16 protein-coding genes are annotated in these 15,758 nt (G+C 43.5%); 10 read left to right on the forward strand and 6 right to left on the reverse strand.

Annotation, left to right across the window (positions count from 1 at the left end; all coding sequences use genetic code 11):
- Window positions 1-48: 48 nt before the first annotated feature.
- Entirely contained in the window at window positions 49-492 is a 444-nt protein-coding gene (locus tag CJD36_RS13930) for a nucleoside deaminase (protein ID WP_262497510.1), read from the reverse strand.
- A gap of 193 nt (window positions 493-685) precedes the next feature.
- Here CJD36_RS13930 and CJD36_RS13935 point away from each other — a divergent pair, with 193 nt between their 5' ends.
- Together CJD36_RS13935 and CJD36_RS13940 are read left to right on the forward strand one after the other, a co-directional pair.
- Entirely contained in the window at window positions 686-1,453 is a 768-nt protein-coding gene (locus CJD36_RS13935; RefSeq protein ID WP_105039792.1) for an outer membrane beta-barrel protein, read from the forward strand.
- 33 nt (window positions 1,454-1,486) lie between these two features.
- The gene (locus tag CJD36_RS13940) at window positions 1,487-2,122 is read left to right on the forward strand and encodes a DUF4241 domain-containing protein (RefSeq protein WP_105039793.1); all 636 of its coding nucleotides are present in this window, start codon (window positions 1,487-1,489) and stop codon (window positions 2,120-2,122) included.
- A 13-nt stretch (window positions 2,123-2,135) separates the two neighbouring features.
- On the opposite strand, the gene CJD36_RS13945 is transcribed toward CJD36_RS13940, so the two are convergent.
- The 5 genes from CJD36_RS13945 to CJD36_RS23840 form a co-directional block, all read right to left on the reverse strand.
- Window positions 2,136-3,860 carry a glycosyltransferase family 39 protein gene (locus CJD36_RS13945; RefSeq protein ID WP_105039794.1) on the reverse strand — a complete coding sequence of 575 codons (1,725 nt, stop codon included), beginning with the start codon at window positions 3,858-3,860 and terminating at the stop codon, window positions 2,136-2,138.
- 5 nt (window positions 3,861-3,865) lie between these two features.
- Entirely contained in the window at window positions 3,866-4,513 is a 648-nt protein-coding gene (locus tag CJD36_RS13950; protein WP_105039795.1) for an O-methyltransferase, read from the reverse strand.
- A 63-nt stretch (window positions 4,514-4,576) separates the two neighbouring features.
- A complete protein-coding gene (locus tag CJD36_RS13955) occupies window positions 4,577-5,710 on the reverse strand; it encodes an acyloxyacyl hydrolase (protein WP_105039796.1) in 1,134 nt (377 codons plus the stop codon).
- 90 nt (window positions 5,711-5,800) lie between these two features.
- The gene (locus CJD36_RS13960; RefSeq protein ID WP_105039797.1) at window positions 5,801-6,337 is read right to left on the reverse strand and encodes a hypothetical protein; all 537 of its coding nucleotides are present in this window, start codon (window positions 6,335-6,337) and stop codon (window positions 5,801-5,803) included.
- A 55-nt stretch (window positions 6,338-6,392) separates the two neighbouring features.
- Complete coding sequence (locus tag CJD36_RS23840; protein WP_262497511.1) at window positions 6,393-6,515, reverse strand: hypothetical protein; 123 nt, start codon at window positions 6,513-6,515, stop codon at window positions 6,393-6,395.
- Window positions 6,516-6,517: 2 nt separating this feature from the next.
- Between CJD36_RS23840 and CJD36_RS23015 the strand changes: the two genes are divergently transcribed.
- From CJD36_RS23015 to uvrB, 8 genes are all read left to right on the forward strand, one after another.
- Window positions 6,518-6,736: a hypothetical protein gene (locus CJD36_RS23015; RefSeq protein WP_133162649.1), complete on the forward strand. Its 219-nt coding sequence runs from the start codon at window positions 6,518-6,520 to the stop codon at window positions 6,734-6,736.
- Between the two features lie 545 nt (window positions 6,737-7,281).
- On the forward strand, window positions 7,282-7,902 hold the full coding sequence (locus CJD36_RS13965) for a CHAP domain-containing protein (RefSeq protein ID WP_205685607.1): 621 nt from the start codon (window positions 7,282-7,284) through the stop codon (window positions 7,900-7,902).
- Window positions 7,903-7,982: 80 nt separating this feature from the next.
- Complete coding sequence (locus CJD36_RS13970) at window positions 7,983-8,474, forward strand: hypothetical protein (protein WP_133162650.1); 492 nt, start codon at window positions 7,983-7,985, stop codon at window positions 8,472-8,474.
- 86 nt (window positions 8,475-8,560) lie between these two features.
- Entirely contained in the window at window positions 8,561-9,049 is a 489-nt protein-coding gene (locus CJD36_RS13975) for a hypothetical protein (protein WP_105039799.1), read from the forward strand.
- Between the two features lie 157 nt (window positions 9,050-9,206).
- Window positions 9,207-10,496 (forward strand): phosphopyruvate hydratase, encoded by a 1,290-nt coding sequence (eno, locus tag CJD36_RS13980; protein ID WP_105039800.1) that lies wholly within the window; start codon window positions 9,207-9,209, stop codon window positions 10,494-10,496.
- A 451-nt stretch (window positions 10,497-10,947) separates the two neighbouring features.
- Entirely contained in the window at window positions 10,948-13,167 is a 2,220-nt protein-coding gene (locus tag CJD36_RS13985; protein WP_105039801.1) for an Ig-like domain-containing protein, read from the forward strand.
- A gap of 123 nt (window positions 13,168-13,290) precedes the next feature.
- A complete protein-coding gene (locus CJD36_RS13990; protein WP_105039802.1) occupies window positions 13,291-13,599 on the forward strand; it encodes an FtsB family cell division protein in 309 nt (102 codons plus the stop codon).
- 117 nt (window positions 13,600-13,716) lie between these two features.
- Entirely contained in the window at window positions 13,717-15,747 is a 2,031-nt protein-coding gene (gene uvrB / locus CJD36_RS13995) for an excinuclease ABC subunit UvrB (RefSeq protein ID WP_105039803.1), read from the forward strand.
- The last annotated feature ends 11 nt before the right edge of the window (window positions 15,748-15,758 follow it).

Below are 15,758 nucleotides of genomic sequence, written 5' to 3' on the forward strand. Positions count from 1 at the left end.
ACTTTGCAACTGTGATCATTCTTTGTATAAGTGTGTTTCAGCCATTAATCAGCGCAATGCTGCAAAGAACGCTTTCATCAATTGAGCGCATTCATTAGCCAGTACTCCTTTTGTCAGGTCAGCTTTCTGGTGAAAGGGCCAGTTGTCTCCCGTAGTCTTATGATAGCCATTCTTTACATCGTCTGCGCCGTATACTATGCGGGCTACTTTGCTCCAGTACATTGCGCCGCAGCACATAAGGCAAGGCTCCACGGTCACATAAAGAGTCGCCTCTGGGAGGTATTTACTGCCCAATTGGTTGAAAGCAGCGGTGAGCGCTATCATTTCTGCGTGTGCGGTACTGTCATTAAGCTGTTCTACCTGGTTGTGGCCCCGAGCTATTATTTTCCCATCCCAAACTACTATTGCACCTACCGGCACTTCTCCTGCATGAAATGCCAGCTGCGCCTGTTTCAGCGCTTCGCGCATAAAATATTCATCGTTAAATTCCACGTAGTGAGTTGTTGTTAATTGCAAAATAAAGAATAAGAAACCAAATACACGGCTGTTATCTTGCCGTTTGCATTCCCGCATTTTCACATTTTCACACTTTCACATTGTTGATTAAGCTATTGAGCCATTTATGAATATATTTTAACAAATTTTCCATGATACAGCTATTATATTTGCACACTAATCCAGAATTATGCTAAAACGTGTCGCATTATTGTCTTTGCTGTTCATACAGTCATCCCTTTTATTCGCACAGAAAGGTTCTGTTTCTGTTCACGGGAGTGGCGAAGACGTTAAATACTCAAAAGACAGTACTGCTTCGTTGTATAAGAATGCCACACCTGCTATTATAAAGCCATCGCGCGATTTCGTGATGATACAGATCGGGTACAACAACTGGATGAACAAGCCAGATAGCGTAAAAACTAAAACACTGGGTTATGTATTCAATGCATACCTGTGTTACGATTTTCCTATCAAGAAGTCTAACATGAGTTTCGCTACAGGTCTTGGTATCAATACGTCTGTTGTTTACCTCGACAAGCAAATGCTGGTAAACAATGATACAGGAGCTTTGGGTGCAGCTGCACGCATCATCAACGATCCTACACCGGGTAAGCGCTATAAGGTGAATACTACCTATCTGCAGGCGCCGTTCGAATTACGTTATTTCAGCAATATGCAGAACCGCAACAAGGGCTTCAAAGCTGCATTGGGTGTAACTGTTGGTGCATTCATTGGTGCACATACTAAGGAACTGACATCGGTAGGTGGAACTAATATCAAGTACAAGGAAAATACAAAGAGGTACTATAGTCCATGGAACTTTGCTGCAACAGCACGTATAGGATGGGGTAACCTTTCTATATTCGGTTCTTACAACATTACTAATGTATTTAAAGAAAATAACGGTCCGGCACTTACTCCTGCATCTGTAGGAATCTGCATTACCGGCCTTTAATTTACTTTCATTCCCGTTTAATACTTTTCAACCATGAGCCAGATAAAAGCACCTGCATTCCTGGAGGATGCTTTCACTACAGGTTTTTCAGCGAAGGATCCCGATGGAGATGCGCTGAAATTTACAATGGTTGATATAGGCAGATTGAACATAAAGAATGGTAAGATCTATGCCTGCGATCCGCTGGCCCTTTATCTTGAAGAACCATTTACTACCGATTTCCCTAAAGGCGAATTTCCTGTACAGGTAGCCCTGGCTGCCATTAATGACGATGAACGTATTGGTTTCGCAAGGATAAAATTTGCTGATACCAAGCCCGTAAAGTGGGAATATGCAGTAACCGATGGACAGGACGTGAACGAGCTGGAAAAAGGTGAAATATTTGGTTATAGCGTAGAGTCTGGTACAGGATCTTTTATGGATACCTCCGGCTACGCTGATTACGATAATCTATACAAAGAAGATGCGGAACTTTCTACCGTATCTAAGCAGCTCAACGAAACTTACGAAGATACCCGTGCGTGGCTAATGTGGGAAGGGAAGAACAGCAATGTGGCCATCTTCTCTACCGGTTACGGTGACGGTCTGTATGCTACCTATATTGGCTATGATGCCAATGGCAATATCTGCCGACTGGTAAGCGATTTCAATATGCTGGAGTGGAAGTAGTATTTTCCGTATTTTACTTTTCTGCAGGATAATAGGCATCAATATCTAATTTAGAGACGGTTCCATTAAAGGTAAATGGACTGGTGATATATAGTTTTATGCTCTTAACGCCTGCATGGTCAGGTACACTCATCCAAAATGTGTAAGTGTTGTCTGCCCCGGGTTGGCTAATGGCATTAAATAACCGTACGTGGGCATGCTTAATACCATTGGCCATCACCACATCTGCATTGAGGTAGGTTTGCCAAACATCCTTAGTTTTTACAACACCACTGACCTTAAGCCAATACTTTTTATCATAGCCACCTTTGTCGGCGATCTCTGCAAGAATAGCAGGTTGTCCTGCATCCGCATGAATAACTTTTGGGGAGTCTATTGCTAGCACGGGTGCATGTCGGCATTCTTCATTGGTAAAGAACTCATTACTATCCAGCAGGCTCATATCTGCCGGTGTGGGGGGGGATGGATTAAGGAATATGTGGCTATAGTAGCGCCTGTTCATATCATTGAAGTGCAGAATGGTCTTGTTGTACTGAACCAGCTGAAAGAAATTGACACCGATAAGGTACAACCCTGCAAGGTAGAAGATAGGTTTCCATTTTTGTTGCAGGACCTTGTTGGTTAGGGTTGCCAGCGGTAGCGCAAACACAGGGTAGCTCTGTATCAATGCACGGGTAGAATAGCTGCCGCCGTAGCGCCAATCATCCCAGGCGATGATGATGTATATATTGAGCAGGCAAAACCAGAGTACAGATCTTTTGAACGGGTATGGTTTCATAAAGAACATACCGGCAATGAATAGCAGGGTAACAGGTGTATAGATGAACCATCCCTTCTCAAATCCAAACAATACCCTGAAGTAAGGATTAAGAAACTGCCATTTGCTGCCCACATCGTAGATGAAGTGACCTGTGGCCGCTTTCCAGTAAAGTAACTGCGGCAGTACGCCTAGCAGGCCAAGCAATGCAGCATATAAAATGTGTGTTTTGTGCTGTTTAACTAACTGCCATTTTGCTTTCGCTGTTTCTTTGGTATGAGTGTTCCAGAAGATCAGTATGAATATAATGATGGCCTCCGTGGGGCGGCTCATGGTTGCAAAACCACAGATAAGGCCTGTGATGCACGCCCAAATTATAGATGGCTGTTTGTGCCATTTATAGGCAGCATAAAGCACCAAAGTGTAGAGCAGGAATATGTAGGCGTGGCTTTCTCCGCTATCTACAGCTGCATATTGTATGTAGTTTGATGCAAGTGTAAGTAACAGGATAGTTATTGCGGTTACTTTATCATCAAAGTATAACAGCAATATTTTCCTGAGCATGAGCAATGCCAGCAGGCTATAGAAGATAATGCCGAATCCAAGCGCATATTGATATGGGGGTGAAAAGCCATCGGGAGGGTAGTGGGAGTGAGTAGCTATAAAATGGCCCACGCAGAAGAAAGGCAGCTCCATGATGGCCACTCCGCCCAGGTACTTAAAGACATAACTACCATTATCTGCTTTCTCTGCCTGCACGCCATTGCCGCCTGTTACATGGTACTTATTATCAATACTGTCTACCCATTTCAGTTCTTTATAGTCGTGATAGATAAGTATGGAAGGCAGGTACAGGTAATAGCCGTTGGCATCCCAGTAAGTGATCTTCAGCGGTTCGCCAGGCTTGATATTACTCACTCTGTATTGTACTAATACAATACATACAAGGGCACAGGCAATAAGGGAAAGCAGATTTTTCATGATGATTATTTTTTTCTGATGATCATCATGCCATCTCTTAGTGGCAGCATAATTTGTTCCACCCGGTCATCAGCGCGTATCTTGTCATTGAACCGCTGCATGGCTCTTGCATTTTTACTCTGTTGTTCAGCAGGAAGCAGTACATCTCCTTCATACAGCACATTGTCGGCAAGAATAAAACCGCCCTGTGAAAGTTTATCTATTACCAGGTCGAAGTAGAGATCGTAGTTGTTTTTATCTGCGTCAATAAATACCAGGTCAAAAGTTTCCTTAAGGGCCGGTATGATCTCGGCCGCCTTGCCAATATGAGTAACTATTTTGTCTTTCAGTCCTGCTTCCTCAAAGTACCTTACAGCCATGTCCTCGAGTTCTTCATCTACATCTATGGTATGTAGCAAGCCACCTGGTTGTAAACCCTGTGCCAGGCAAATAGCGGAGTAGCCGGTAAAAGTACCTAGTTCCAAAATGTATTTAGGTCGTATTGCCTGGCTCATCATTTGCAGAAACATACCCTGCATGTGGCCCGATATCATTACCGCACCATGCACCTTCATATTGGTTTCCCTGTTCAGGGCGGCCAATACGGGCATTTCGGGTGTTGTATATTCGGCACAATATGGGCCTACTGTATCGGGCAATGATATTTTGGTCATCTGCTGGTATGCTTAAGAGTAGTGTAAAGATAGGTATGAGTTACAACAGAATCAGAATCAGAATCAGAATCCAAATCCAAATCCAAACTCAGCCAGTTCGGCTACAGATTTATGGGTCTTCAAAAAGCCTGTAAGAAAGAACTCTTTTATGGGGCCTTTTTCTTTCTGCACCAGGTAGTAATGTCCTCCTATTTTTTGATAATATTTATCTTGCTTCAGTGCTGCTTCTTTAAGGTAGTAGCCTACTTGCAGTATTATGCCTACACGGCCAAACAGAAACTCATTCCCTGCTATTACAGCGACCTTATAGCTATTGGCGGCTTCCTTGCCGGGGTCGGCTTCGTTATTACGTTCGAAGGCATAAATGGCTTCGTGATAAGAATAGTCCAGCCCTGCATACATCTTATTCTTGCCTTTCCATCTTCTGCTGGCGTATAGCGATGTGAGATATACAGGATACGTAGGTCCCTGTGGGGCTTCTATTTGGTTGAAGGCTATGCCCAGTCTTGCCTGTAGTAATATGCGATGAGAAAATGGCATCGGTTTGCAGGGCAGATGTTCCGGTTTTGACGATACGGGAAAATACCTGATGCCAATATGTGCACCATACAAATTAATGCCCAGGTTGGGTTGATGGTAAGACGCATCTGAGATGTGGGTGAAATTCATTCCTATCTGAAAATCCCAATGCTTATTGGCTTTATACCTGAGGTCTGTATTAAAGCTGGCGTAGTCGTTGATATGGCTGCCTATAGCATTGTTCAGCGTGTCTGAAATAGGGTTACGGCTGTATTTTTTTGTCACATACCCTATGCCATCACCTATGCGTATGGTCCACTCTATTTTCTTGCCTGTTATAAGAGGTATGGTAAGATTGGGGTACAAACTAAAGCAACGACCATAAACAGAATCTATACCATAGTTGGTGTAGGTAAAACCGAGCCCCAGCGTGGGGTATTTACGGCAACCTTCCCATTGCTTTCGGCCACTGCATTTATACACCATGTTCACGTCTACGCCGGTCGAAAGGTCGGGTAGCGGCAGGTGAAATTTAGCCGAATGTTTGATTACATGACCTGCGAAAGTGTTCACTTCCAGTCCATAGCCGGTAAGCTTGTCATTTGTCTGTGCAATCGCATAAAGTGATGCATACAGTATGGCAAGCAATAAGCAGGTAGGTGTTAAGAAGTGGCGCATGTATGAACAAAAGTAATGGTGTATGTAATTTTATCCAAAAACGAATATTGCTTTACACCTGTAGGTGGTAATGAAGTCGTCTATGGGCAATTATTTCACATCATCGTTGACAGTTTTTCTATCCCTGTATTTTCCATGCTTTGGCTGTAGTTTGCCATTGCTTATGTGTGCAGAGTCAACTATCTGCCAAATAATTAGAAAAAGGTAGACATCTACGAATATCACAGCAAACAGGAGGCCGGCTGCGGGGCTCATTGCCATTGCTATGCCCATAAGTGCAATTAGTAAATATGGGCTAGCCAATCTTATCAGCCCCTGCGTGTAGTAGCCGAGATATATACGGTGCAGGCCCATTGCCACTGAGAGAAATGGTATGGCGCCTATCAAAGCTAAAAAACTTGCTTTACTCCGTTTTTTATATGTGGGTTGGCCGTTATTGCCTGCCCCGTTATGCCCTGTGGCCTTTTTACGTTGTGCAGGGCCCGGAGCTATTAATATTTCACCCCGGGCAACAATGGGAGTGTCTGCTATTAATTGTTTGCTTGTAAATAGAGGAAATGCAGCCTGTACATCGGTAGATAATATCATAGATATAAATAGGAGTATAGACAGGGTTCTTATTTTCATAGTAAAGAGAATTATTTATTTGTGTGGGATAAAGATATTGTAATTAGATCACCCGCTAAGCAAACATGTTCATTCCCAGTCCATAGCCGGTCAGCTTGTCATTAGTCTGTGCCCCCGCATAAAGTGGTGCATACAGTATGGCAAGCAATAAGCAGGTATGTGTTAAGAAGTGGCGCATATATGAACAAAAGTAATGGTGTATGGATTAAAGACCAAATGAGTGTGAGTGATTTCCGCCAGTGGCGGTTTTTTGCGTTTCCGGCAGTTTTTTTTGATGCGTTTCCGGTGTATAGCCCAACAGGCAATCGTTTTACCGGTTTTCGAAAACCACCAGTTTCCGCAGTTTTCCGCAGTTTTTCCACCAGTTTCCGCCAATTTCTGCCGGTGGATTGCTCCTGAATTGGTGTTTTTCATGCGTGAACACCTGATCTAACAGATCAGCGGATAGACCTGATGTTCACTCGATGAAAAGGTTATTTTCGGTGCAATTTACAACCAGGATCTTTCACGGAAAAGGACATTAACAAAATGTGGATATCTTTTTGAACGAGGCATGTGCCGGTAAAAGGTAGCACGTTTCAAATCCTGATTCATTAAGTTTCACCCCAACCTGGTTCGGCGCAAAGCTAACCGTTGGTACTTTGCGTTAGTAGATGGTATTGTTGCATAGTTAGCACAAAACGAATACGTCCAGATACTAGATTGCTTCGTTCCTGCCAATGACCAACTTGGGTGAGTTGCATACAACCCATGTCATCTGCAAAGGGCTTGGTGCCAGCAATTGTTCACTCACTATGACAAAAGGCGAGGGGGCAATGTCCGCGCAGTTGCGCTGGTAAAATAGCTTAGTATCAAGTGCGACAATTTGATTTGCACCCCAGTACAGGTGGTATTATCTACTAAATGAATAATATTATCTAACTTGGTGATCATTATTTGAGTTTATGAAGCGCAGCTATAAAATAGCCCTGGTAGTTATCATTTCTGTTCTTTTACTTGGTGGTATTGCAGCGTACTATCTCAATAAAAGCAGTTACAACCCCAATACGAAGTATACCCTTGGCCAGCCAGTAGATAGTCTTAATGGAGTGCTGGTCTACTACAATGGCATGGTAGGGCATACCGATGGACGTAATACTGCCCCCGATGGTTACAACATAGGCATGAAGCATCAGTGCGTAGAGTTTGTAAAGCGTTATTATTACCAACGCCTTAACCATAAAATGCCCGATGCGTTTGGCAACGCTAAAGACTTTTTTGATGTATTGCTTGCAGATAGTTCATTCAATGCAAAACGGGGATTGATGCAATTCATGAATGGTAGCCGCTCAAAGCCACAAGCCGAAGACCTCCTGATATTTGATGGGCATGCCGGTAACTCGTACGGGCATGTAGCTATTATTGCAGCGGCTGACAGTAACTCTATAATTATCATACAGCAGAACCCCGGCCCTTTTGCGTCATCAAGAGATACTTTTAAGTTGAAATATGCAACAGGCAAATGGATCATTGATAGAGAACGGGTGTTGGGGTGGCTGAGAAAAGTGGACACGGTGAGTCACTAAATACTTAAATAGTTTGAAGTTTCCATCGTATGGATACCTTGCATATTTATTAGGGTTCAAGAGTACATAACCATAGAACTATGAAAACGTTGATCACTCTTTGCGCTTTTTTATTTTTTATACCCAATGCATATACCCAGGCAAAACCTATAGTGTGCATTTCTTTTCTCAATGAAAACTTTTGCTGCGACAAGCCGCCTATGGCTATTCATATTAAGCGTAGTAGTCAGCTATTAGATGATTCGTGTCGTTGTTTAGGGTGGGCCACCAATCAGCCTACCTATAGCGTTTCTGACAAAATGTTTACATGTATTGAGCATTTTGTGACTGCAAATATGGACACCATCTATCATAGAGCAGATCTCAGCCGCGGTGTCCCTTTTCAAATTGCTGTAAATATGTGGACTAAAGAACAGCTGTTGCGTTATTCGTTTTTGCAGAAAGGGGAAATTGGCCATTACTTCAACAAACTCAAACAAACTTTGCGCGCTGACAAAACTCTAACCGATAAAAAAGAGGTAAAAAAGATTGTGGATGCTATTGATGGAATTCCTTTTGTAAGGGATAGATAGCGGTGTGGCTCTTAGTTAGGCTGAACTTCCTTTAATATCCTATAATTGCATATTGTTCGTGTATAGGAACACATAAACAGAATACTATGAAACGTTTCATCCCATTTTACATTTTATTGTTTTTCGCGGTCAATTCGTATAGCCAGACAGCACCCATTGCGCGCATTGTTTTTCAGCAACTGGAGCCATGCTGCGATAGACCTTTAGCTGCAGTTGTAATTAATCGATATGGTCTGCAAATAGATGACACAGTTGCTCTTACCGGATGGTGGGCCAAGAACGTGCGCGTTTGTACCGTATCGGACGAAATGTTTACATACATTGAAAGATATGTAAAAACCAGTATGGGTAAGAGCTATAGTTTGGATAAGTTAAATATGAGAGGCTACTTTAAAATTGAAGTAAGCATGAGAACAAAAGAAGAGACTTTATTTTATTCAGTGCTACTAAAAGATGAAGCGGTCATTTACTTTAATAAGCTTAAAAAGGCGTTAGCAGCGGATACCAATACGTTATCTAAAAGTGAGACCAAAATGATAACAGATGCAATTAATCGAATTCCATACGTTAATTAAGATAGCCTGCTATCTTAATTAACCTAAAAAATCCACCCTTTTCCCTCATTGTTTACCCTAAACCATTACCTTTAAACATAGTGATATCGGTCAATGTTCCCGATTTCGCTTTATTTTTTACGCTATACTTTTTACTTTTACCACAAAATCGCACATTATGAGTTTTATTACAGACGTTATTGCACGACAGGTGCTCGATAGCCGTGGTAACCCAACGGTTGAAGTAGATGTACATACCAGTGAAGGTATAATAGGCCGGGCTGCAGTGCCCAGCGGCGCCAGCACAGGTAAGCACGAAGCCGTGGAATTGCGTGACGGCGACAAGAAGAAGTACATGGGTAAAGGTGTACTTAAAGCTGTTGAGAATGTAAATGATGTGATAGCTGAAGAGCTATACGGTGTGGATGTTACCGATCAGAAGTCGATAGACAGTCTGATGATTGAAATGGACGGTACGCCCAACAAAGCTAAGCTGGGTGCAAACGCTATACTGGCTGTAAGTCTGGCTTCTGCAAAGGCTGCTGCACAGAGTGTGGGTATGAGCACTTACCGCTACATTGGTGGTGTTAATGCTAATACATTGCCTGTTCCTATGATGAACATCTTGAACGGTGGTGCGCATGCCGATAACAAGATAGACTTCCAGGAGTTTATGGTAGTGCCTAATGGTGCAGATACTTTTGAGGAAGGTTTGCGCTGGGGTGTGGAAATATTCCATACACTGAAGACTGTATTGAAGAGCAAGGGCTTTAGCACCAATGTAGGTGATGAAGGCGGTTTCGCTCCGGATATTCAGAGCAATGAAGAAGCTATTGAAATAGTATTGAAGTCTATAGAAAAGGCAGGCTTCAAGCCGGGCGATAATGTATCTATAGCTATAGATGCAGCCAATAGCGAACTGTGGAAAGAGAAGGATAAGAAATATCATTTCCACAAGAGCGATGGTAAGAAAATGAACAGCGAAGAGCTGGTCGCTTATTGGGTTAACTGGTGCAAGAAATACCCTATTGTAAGCATAGAAGACGGGATGGCTGAAGACGACTGGAAGGGCTGGAAGATGCTTACAGATGCGTTGGGCAGCAAGGTACAGTTGGTAGGTGACGATTTGTTTGTTACCAACGTAACCCGCCTGGAAAGAGGTATAAAGGAAAACACTGCCAATGGGTTGCTGGTAAAGGTAAATCAGATAGGTACGCTTAGCGAAACAATTGATGCGGTAACAATGGCACAGCGTGCGGGTTACAACACCATCATGAGTCATCGCAGCGGAGAAACTGAAGATACTACTATTGCCGACCTTGCTGTAGCATTGAACTGCGGACAGATAAAGACAGGTTCTGCAAGCCGTAGCGATCGTATGGCGAAGTACAATCAGTTGCTTCGCATAGAAGCAGAACTGGGTGCTTCTGCGTATTACCCGGGTCGTGCTTTGAAGTTTGGTAAATAATCTATTGAATAACTAAGATTGAAAAGCGACGCACATTGTGCGTCGCTTTTTTTGTGCATTTATTGTTACGTCTTTACTGTTTTTCGAGCCCATCTCTGCAAAGTTATAGACAGTTTCCTATGCAGTTCGATAGCTAAAACATGCATTTCGTCACCCAAAATCCGCTATCTATCAAAAAATTATGATTTTATTTCTTTGAGTGGTAAGTTCGTTTTAAGATGCATGTATTTAAAATCTATAGTATTCACCTCTAAACTTATTCATTGGCAATAAACAAAAAAACATCTCTAAAGACTATTCACGCTTATAAAAGCGAACAACCTGTTCTATGTATCATCACCCGGATTCGATTTTATTTTGAAAACAACGTCTTTTACCCAAATCAACTTGAACTATCGTGAGAAAAATCGCAATTTTATTCCTTGTTTTTTTATCTGCTCATTTTTGTGCTTTGGCACAAACGGTAACTATCAACAGTGTAACACCGAGCAGTAGTGACCCCTGTGGAACAGATTTGATTCCATCCGGATCGATCTATAACTTCTGCACCATTACTGGTTATTCGTGGCTCCCAACCACAGGGTTATCTTGTGGTGCATGCGCAAACCCAACTGCCACTCCGGCTACTACAACCACTTATACGCTCACAATGAGCAGCTCAACTTGTGCGAGTACCTTTGCGACAATTACGATTTCACCGCTAGGTGCTCCTTCAGCAGGTACAATTTACGGACCAAGCACGGTTTGTAGCGGGGCAACAATATCTCTTACCGAAACCTATTCAACCGGGACATGGAGCAGTAGTACACCTACAGTTGCAACAATTGACGGCTCAGGCGTTGTTTATGGTGTTTCTGTTGGAACCACTACAATAACCTATACAGTTTCCGGCAGCTGTGGTACAGCATTTACTACATATTCAGTAAACGTAGCCCCTGCTGCCAATCCTGGCAGTATATCCGGAAGTACAACTTTATGTGCTGGAGCTTCCACTACTCTGTCGGAAACTGTTTCCGGAGGTACATGGAGCAGTAGCAATACAGGTGTAGCAACGATAGATGCATCAGGCAATTTATGGGGCGTATCAACCGGATCTGCAACAATAAGCTACGCCGTTACCAATAGTTGCGGAACTGCTTATGCATTTTATAACATTACAGTAACAGGTCCACCTTCTGTCGCATCTATTACGGGTTCTGCAACAGCATGCTTGGGGACACTAACTACACTCAGCGACGCTACACCTTCAGGTGCCTGGAGCAGTAGTAACACAGCAATAGCAACCGTTGACGCGTCTGGTGGTGTTATTGGGGTAACTATTGGTTCCGTTACTATAACCTATGCGGTGAGTAATAGTTGCGGCACTTCATATGCTACATATGGGATGTCAGTTATTGCTGCTCCATCTTCAGCCAGCGCGGCTGCTTCACCTAATCCCCTTTGCTCAGGCAGTTCACTTTCATTAACGGGCAGTGCTGCAGGTGCGACCAGTTACTCATGGTCAGGCCCTAACAGTTACAGTGCGGCCGTGCAGAATCCTACGTCGTTTACGGTAAATGCTCTTTCTGCGGGAGTATATACTTTTACGGCGACAAATGCCTGCGGTAGCGCTTCTGCAACTGCAACTGTCACTGTTGTGACTACACCTACAGTGAGTGCTATATCAGGTACAACACCGTTTTGTAAAGGAGCAATGCCTGTTACATTTACATGCGGCCCCACAGGCGGTAGCTGGAGTATTGCGTCGCCATCTAATAGGCTTACTATTTCCAGCTCCGGAGTCGTTACTGCCGGAGTAGGGGGAAATGCCAGCCCCTCAAGCGCCGTTATAACATATAGCATCACTAACATGTGCGGAAGTGCAAGCACAACATTAAGCATATATGCTAAAGGGTTTGCCACTATGGGAGGGACAGGATATGTGTGTGTAGGCGGTCAAATTACAATATCGGGTTCTCCTTCAGGAGGAACATGGAGTTATGCAGATGCGACTCACTTTACTGCTTCGGGTGCAGTGCCTAGCAATGTCGTGACCGCAGTATCTACAGGAGGCGCTCCGGGTGTATACTATGCGGCACCTGATAATTCAGATTATTGCTCAACACCTCTTGTAGGGCCCAGAACGCTCTTTATTAGTAATGGCACCGCCTATATTAGTGGGCCTTCTTCTGTTCAAGCAACAAACAATATACCCCTTACAGGAAGTACCTCTCTCGGAGGCGCAAGTAATACAGGCACATGGAGTAGTAGCAATACGGCTATTGCGACAGTAATTACGCCCGGTGCGACAACAAGTGTTTATGGTGTATCTGTCGGGTCGGTCACAATTATGTACACTGGTGGCGCAGCATGTCCTGTAACAACTACAAAAAATATAACTGTTGTATGCCCTACTTGTAAGCCTGCACGTGAGTCCGGCGCAATTACTAAGTCCGATGATGATCTGCAAATATATCCTAACCCCACAAATGGCGAGTTGACAGTGCAAATACCTGATGGTGTTATAGCTACTGCAATAACGATCACCGATGTTACAGGGAAAGTTATAATTACAAAGATAGATGCTGAAAACGAGTTTAAGTTTGATTTTAGCCGTTATCCTACTGGCGTATACCTTATAAAGGTTGATGCCGGTGACCGTAAATACACGGGAAAGATCATTCGCAATTAAAATATTGCTTGTTGAAATTTTATAAGCTGTCCCGGTCATTCAATCCGGGGCAGCTTATATGAATCAGGGAAATATTTTTTCTGATTTTCAAACCTTATCTTTGTAGAGAACCTCCCATAGTTTATGAAGAAGGAATTTTTTAAGAAGGTTTTAAAGGTAGTAGCCAATAAGTACTTCATTACAGCATTTTTGTTTGTTATGTGGAGCATGTTTTTCGATCAGAATGATTGGTTGACACTCAGGCAAAAACAAAAGGAACTGGACGGTCTGAAAGGCAACATAGCGTATCTCAATAAAGAGATCAGCATTATGCAGGCGGAGAGAGATGGCTTACTTACCGACAGGCAGAAGATGGAACAATACGCAAGGGAAAACTACCGCATGAAGCATGACAATGAGGATGTGTATGTGATAGATACAGACAGCAAGTAATCACAATTAGAATATTATAGAGCCATATCGCCCAGCGGTATGGCTTTTTTAATGCATTTTATATTTTAACAGCAGCATTTTCATTTGCATTTGTAAAAACACCGAAATTTGTAAGGCATGAAGTTTAAAATACAATCCCCGTACCAGCCCGCAGGAGATCAGCCGCAAGCCATCAAGCAATTGGTGGAAGGGTTGAATGATGGTGAGAAATTCCAGACATTACTGGGTGTTACCGGGTCGGGTAAAACCTTTACCATTGCCAATGTAGTGCAGCAGGTGGACAGGCCTACACTGGTACTCACCCACAACAAAACGCTTGTGGCGCAGTTGTATGGTGAGTTTCGGCAGTTCTTCCCCGATAACGCTGTTGAGTATTTTGTTTCTTATTACGACTATTATCAGCCCGAGGCATATATGCCAACATCGGGTACTTACATAGAGAAAGACCTTTCCATTAATGAAGAGCTGGAGAAGCTGCGATTGAGGGCTACTTCAAGCCTGTTAAGCGGCCGTAGAGATATCATTGTGGTTGCCTCTGTTTCGTGCATATATGGTATTGGTAACCCTACCGAGTATGCCAATAGCATTATCCGCTTCAAAACCGGCGATAGTATAGGCAGAAATGCCTTCCTGCATCAGTTGGTCAATTCATTGTACAATCGCAGCCAAGGCGAGTTTGCCAGAGGGACATTCAGGGTAAACGGTGATACCGTTGATGTCAATCTGCCTTATGTTGACTATGGTTATCGCATTACCTTCTTTGGTGATGAAGTGGAAGAGATAGAGAGCTTTGAAACAGATACCGGCAAGCGCATCCTGACTATGGAGAACGCCGCTATCTTCCCTGCTAATCTATACATAGCACCAAAGGAACAGATGGCCAACATTGTCTTTGAGATACAAGATGAGATGAATGCGCAGATTGATTATTTCAAGGCCAATGGCAAGCACATAGAAGCACAGCGTATAAAGGAGCGCGTTACTTACGATCTGGAGATGATGCAGGAGCTGGGGTATTGCAGCGGCATTGAGAACTATTCCCGTTTCCTTGATCGCCGCCGCCCTGGCACACGGCCGTTCTGCCTTATAGATTATTTCCCCGATGATTTTCTACTGGTCATAGATGAGAGTCACGCTACCATACCACAGATAAGTGGTATGTATGGGGGCGACCGCTCCAGAAAGATAACACTGGTCGACTATGGCTTCCGCCTCCCGTCGGCGCTCGATAACAGGCCACTCAATTTTTATGAATTTGAGTCCCTGCTCAACCAGGTCATATATGTGAGTGCCACACCCGGCAAGTTTGAATTAGAGCAGTGTGGTGGGGTGGTTACAGAACAGATCGTAAGGCCTACCGGGCTGCTGGATCCGCCGATTGAGATCCGCCCAAGTATCAATCAGGTAGATGATCTGCTTGATGAAATAGAAAAGCGGGTTACTAAAGGTGATCGCGTATTGGTGACCACGCTTACCAAGCGCATGGCAGAGGAACTGAATAAATACCTTAAGCGCATCAACATCAAATCAAAGTACATCCACTCTGAAGTAGACACGTTGGAACGCGTAGAGATACTGAGAGATCTGCGCCTTGGTATAATCAATGTACTAGTGGGTGTGAACCTTTTGCGCGAAGGACTTGATCTTCCCGAAGTGTCGCTGATGGCTATTCTTGATGCCGATAAAGAGGGTTTCCTGAGAGATGAACGTTCACTGATACAGATGGCAGGCCGTGCGGCACGTAATGTTGACGGATTGGTTATTTTCTATGCAGATAAGATCACAGATAGTATGCAGCGTACTATCGACGAGACCAGTCGCCGTAGAGATAAGCAGATACAAAACAACATAGAAAAGGGCATTACCCCTACAACGGTAAAGAAGTCGATACAGGAGATAATGGGGCAGACATCGGTGCTCGAAATAAAGGGCTATGATGAAAACAACAAGTATGCGATAGCAGATGAATTGATAAGTATTGCGGCTGAAGAAGAAGTAGAGTATAAAACGGCAGCGCAGCTGGATAAGCAGATAGGTAAGATCAAGAAAGAAATGGAAAAGGCCGCTAAGGAACTCGACTTCATGGAAGCTGCCCGTCTCCGCGATCTGTTATTCAAATTGCAAAAGGAAAAGGAAGGAATGAAGTGAACCGTTGAAGG

Source organism: Flavipsychrobacter stenotrophus (assembly GCF_002954265.1).
GTDB lineage: Bacteria > Bacteroidota > Bacteroidia > Chitinophagales > Chitinophagaceae > Flavipsychrobacter > Flavipsychrobacter stenotrophus.

What these genes read in the sequence shown, in the direction of transcription:
- CJD36_RS13945 (WP_105039794.1), bottom strand. Translation starts at nt 3,860, where the DNA reads ATGAAAAATCTGCTTTCCCTTATTGCCTGTGCCCTTGTATGTATTGTA.
- CJD36_RS13965 (WP_205685607.1), top strand. Translation starts at nt 7,282, where the DNA reads ATGAAGCGCAGCTATAAAATAGCCCTGGTAGTTATCATTTCTGTTCTT.
- CJD36_RS13990 (WP_105039802.1), top strand. Translation starts at nt 13,291, where the DNA reads ATGAAGAAGGAATTTTTTAAGAAGGTTTTAAAGGTAGTAGCCAATAAG.
- CJD36_RS13935 (WP_105039792.1), top strand. Translation starts at nt 686, where the DNA reads ATGCTAAAACGTGTCGCATTATTGTCTTTGCTGTTCATACAGTCATCC.
- CJD36_RS13940 (WP_105039793.1), top strand. Translation starts at nt 1,487, where the DNA reads ATGAGCCAGATAAAAGCACCTGCATTCCTGGAGGATGCTTTCACTACA.
- eno (WP_105039800.1), top strand. Translation starts at nt 9,207, where the DNA reads ATGAGTTTTATTACAGACGTTATTGCACGACAGGTGCTCGATAGCCGT.
- CJD36_RS13955 (WP_105039796.1), bottom strand. Translation starts at nt 5,710, where the DNA reads ATGCGCCACTTCTTAACACCTACCTGCTTATTGCTTGCCATACTGTAT.
- CJD36_RS13970 (WP_133162650.1), top strand. Translation starts at nt 7,983, where the DNA reads ATGAAAACGTTGATCACTCTTTGCGCTTTTTTATTTTTTATACCCAAT.
- CJD36_RS13950 (WP_105039795.1), bottom strand. Translation starts at nt 4,513, where the DNA reads ATGACCAAAATATCATTGCCCGATACAGTAGGCCCATATTGTGCCGAA.
- uvrB (WP_105039803.1), top strand. Translation starts at nt 13,717, where the DNA reads ATGAAGTTTAAAATACAATCCCCGTACCAGCCCGCAGGAGATCAGCCG.
- CJD36_RS23840 (WP_262497511.1), bottom strand. Translation starts at nt 6,515, where the DNA reads ATGCGCCACTTCTTAACACATACCTGCTTATTGCTTGCCATACTGTAT.
- CJD36_RS23015 (WP_133162649.1), top strand. Translation starts at nt 6,518, where the DNA reads ATGAACAAAAGTAATGGTGTATGGATTAAAGACCAAATGAGTGTGAGT.
- CJD36_RS13960 (WP_105039797.1), bottom strand. Translation starts at nt 6,337, where the DNA reads ATGAAAATAAGAACCCTGTCTATACTCCTATTTATATCTATGATATTA.
- CJD36_RS13975 (WP_105039799.1), top strand. Translation starts at nt 8,561, where the DNA reads ATGAAACGTTTCATCCCATTTTACATTTTATTGTTTTTCGCGGTCAAT.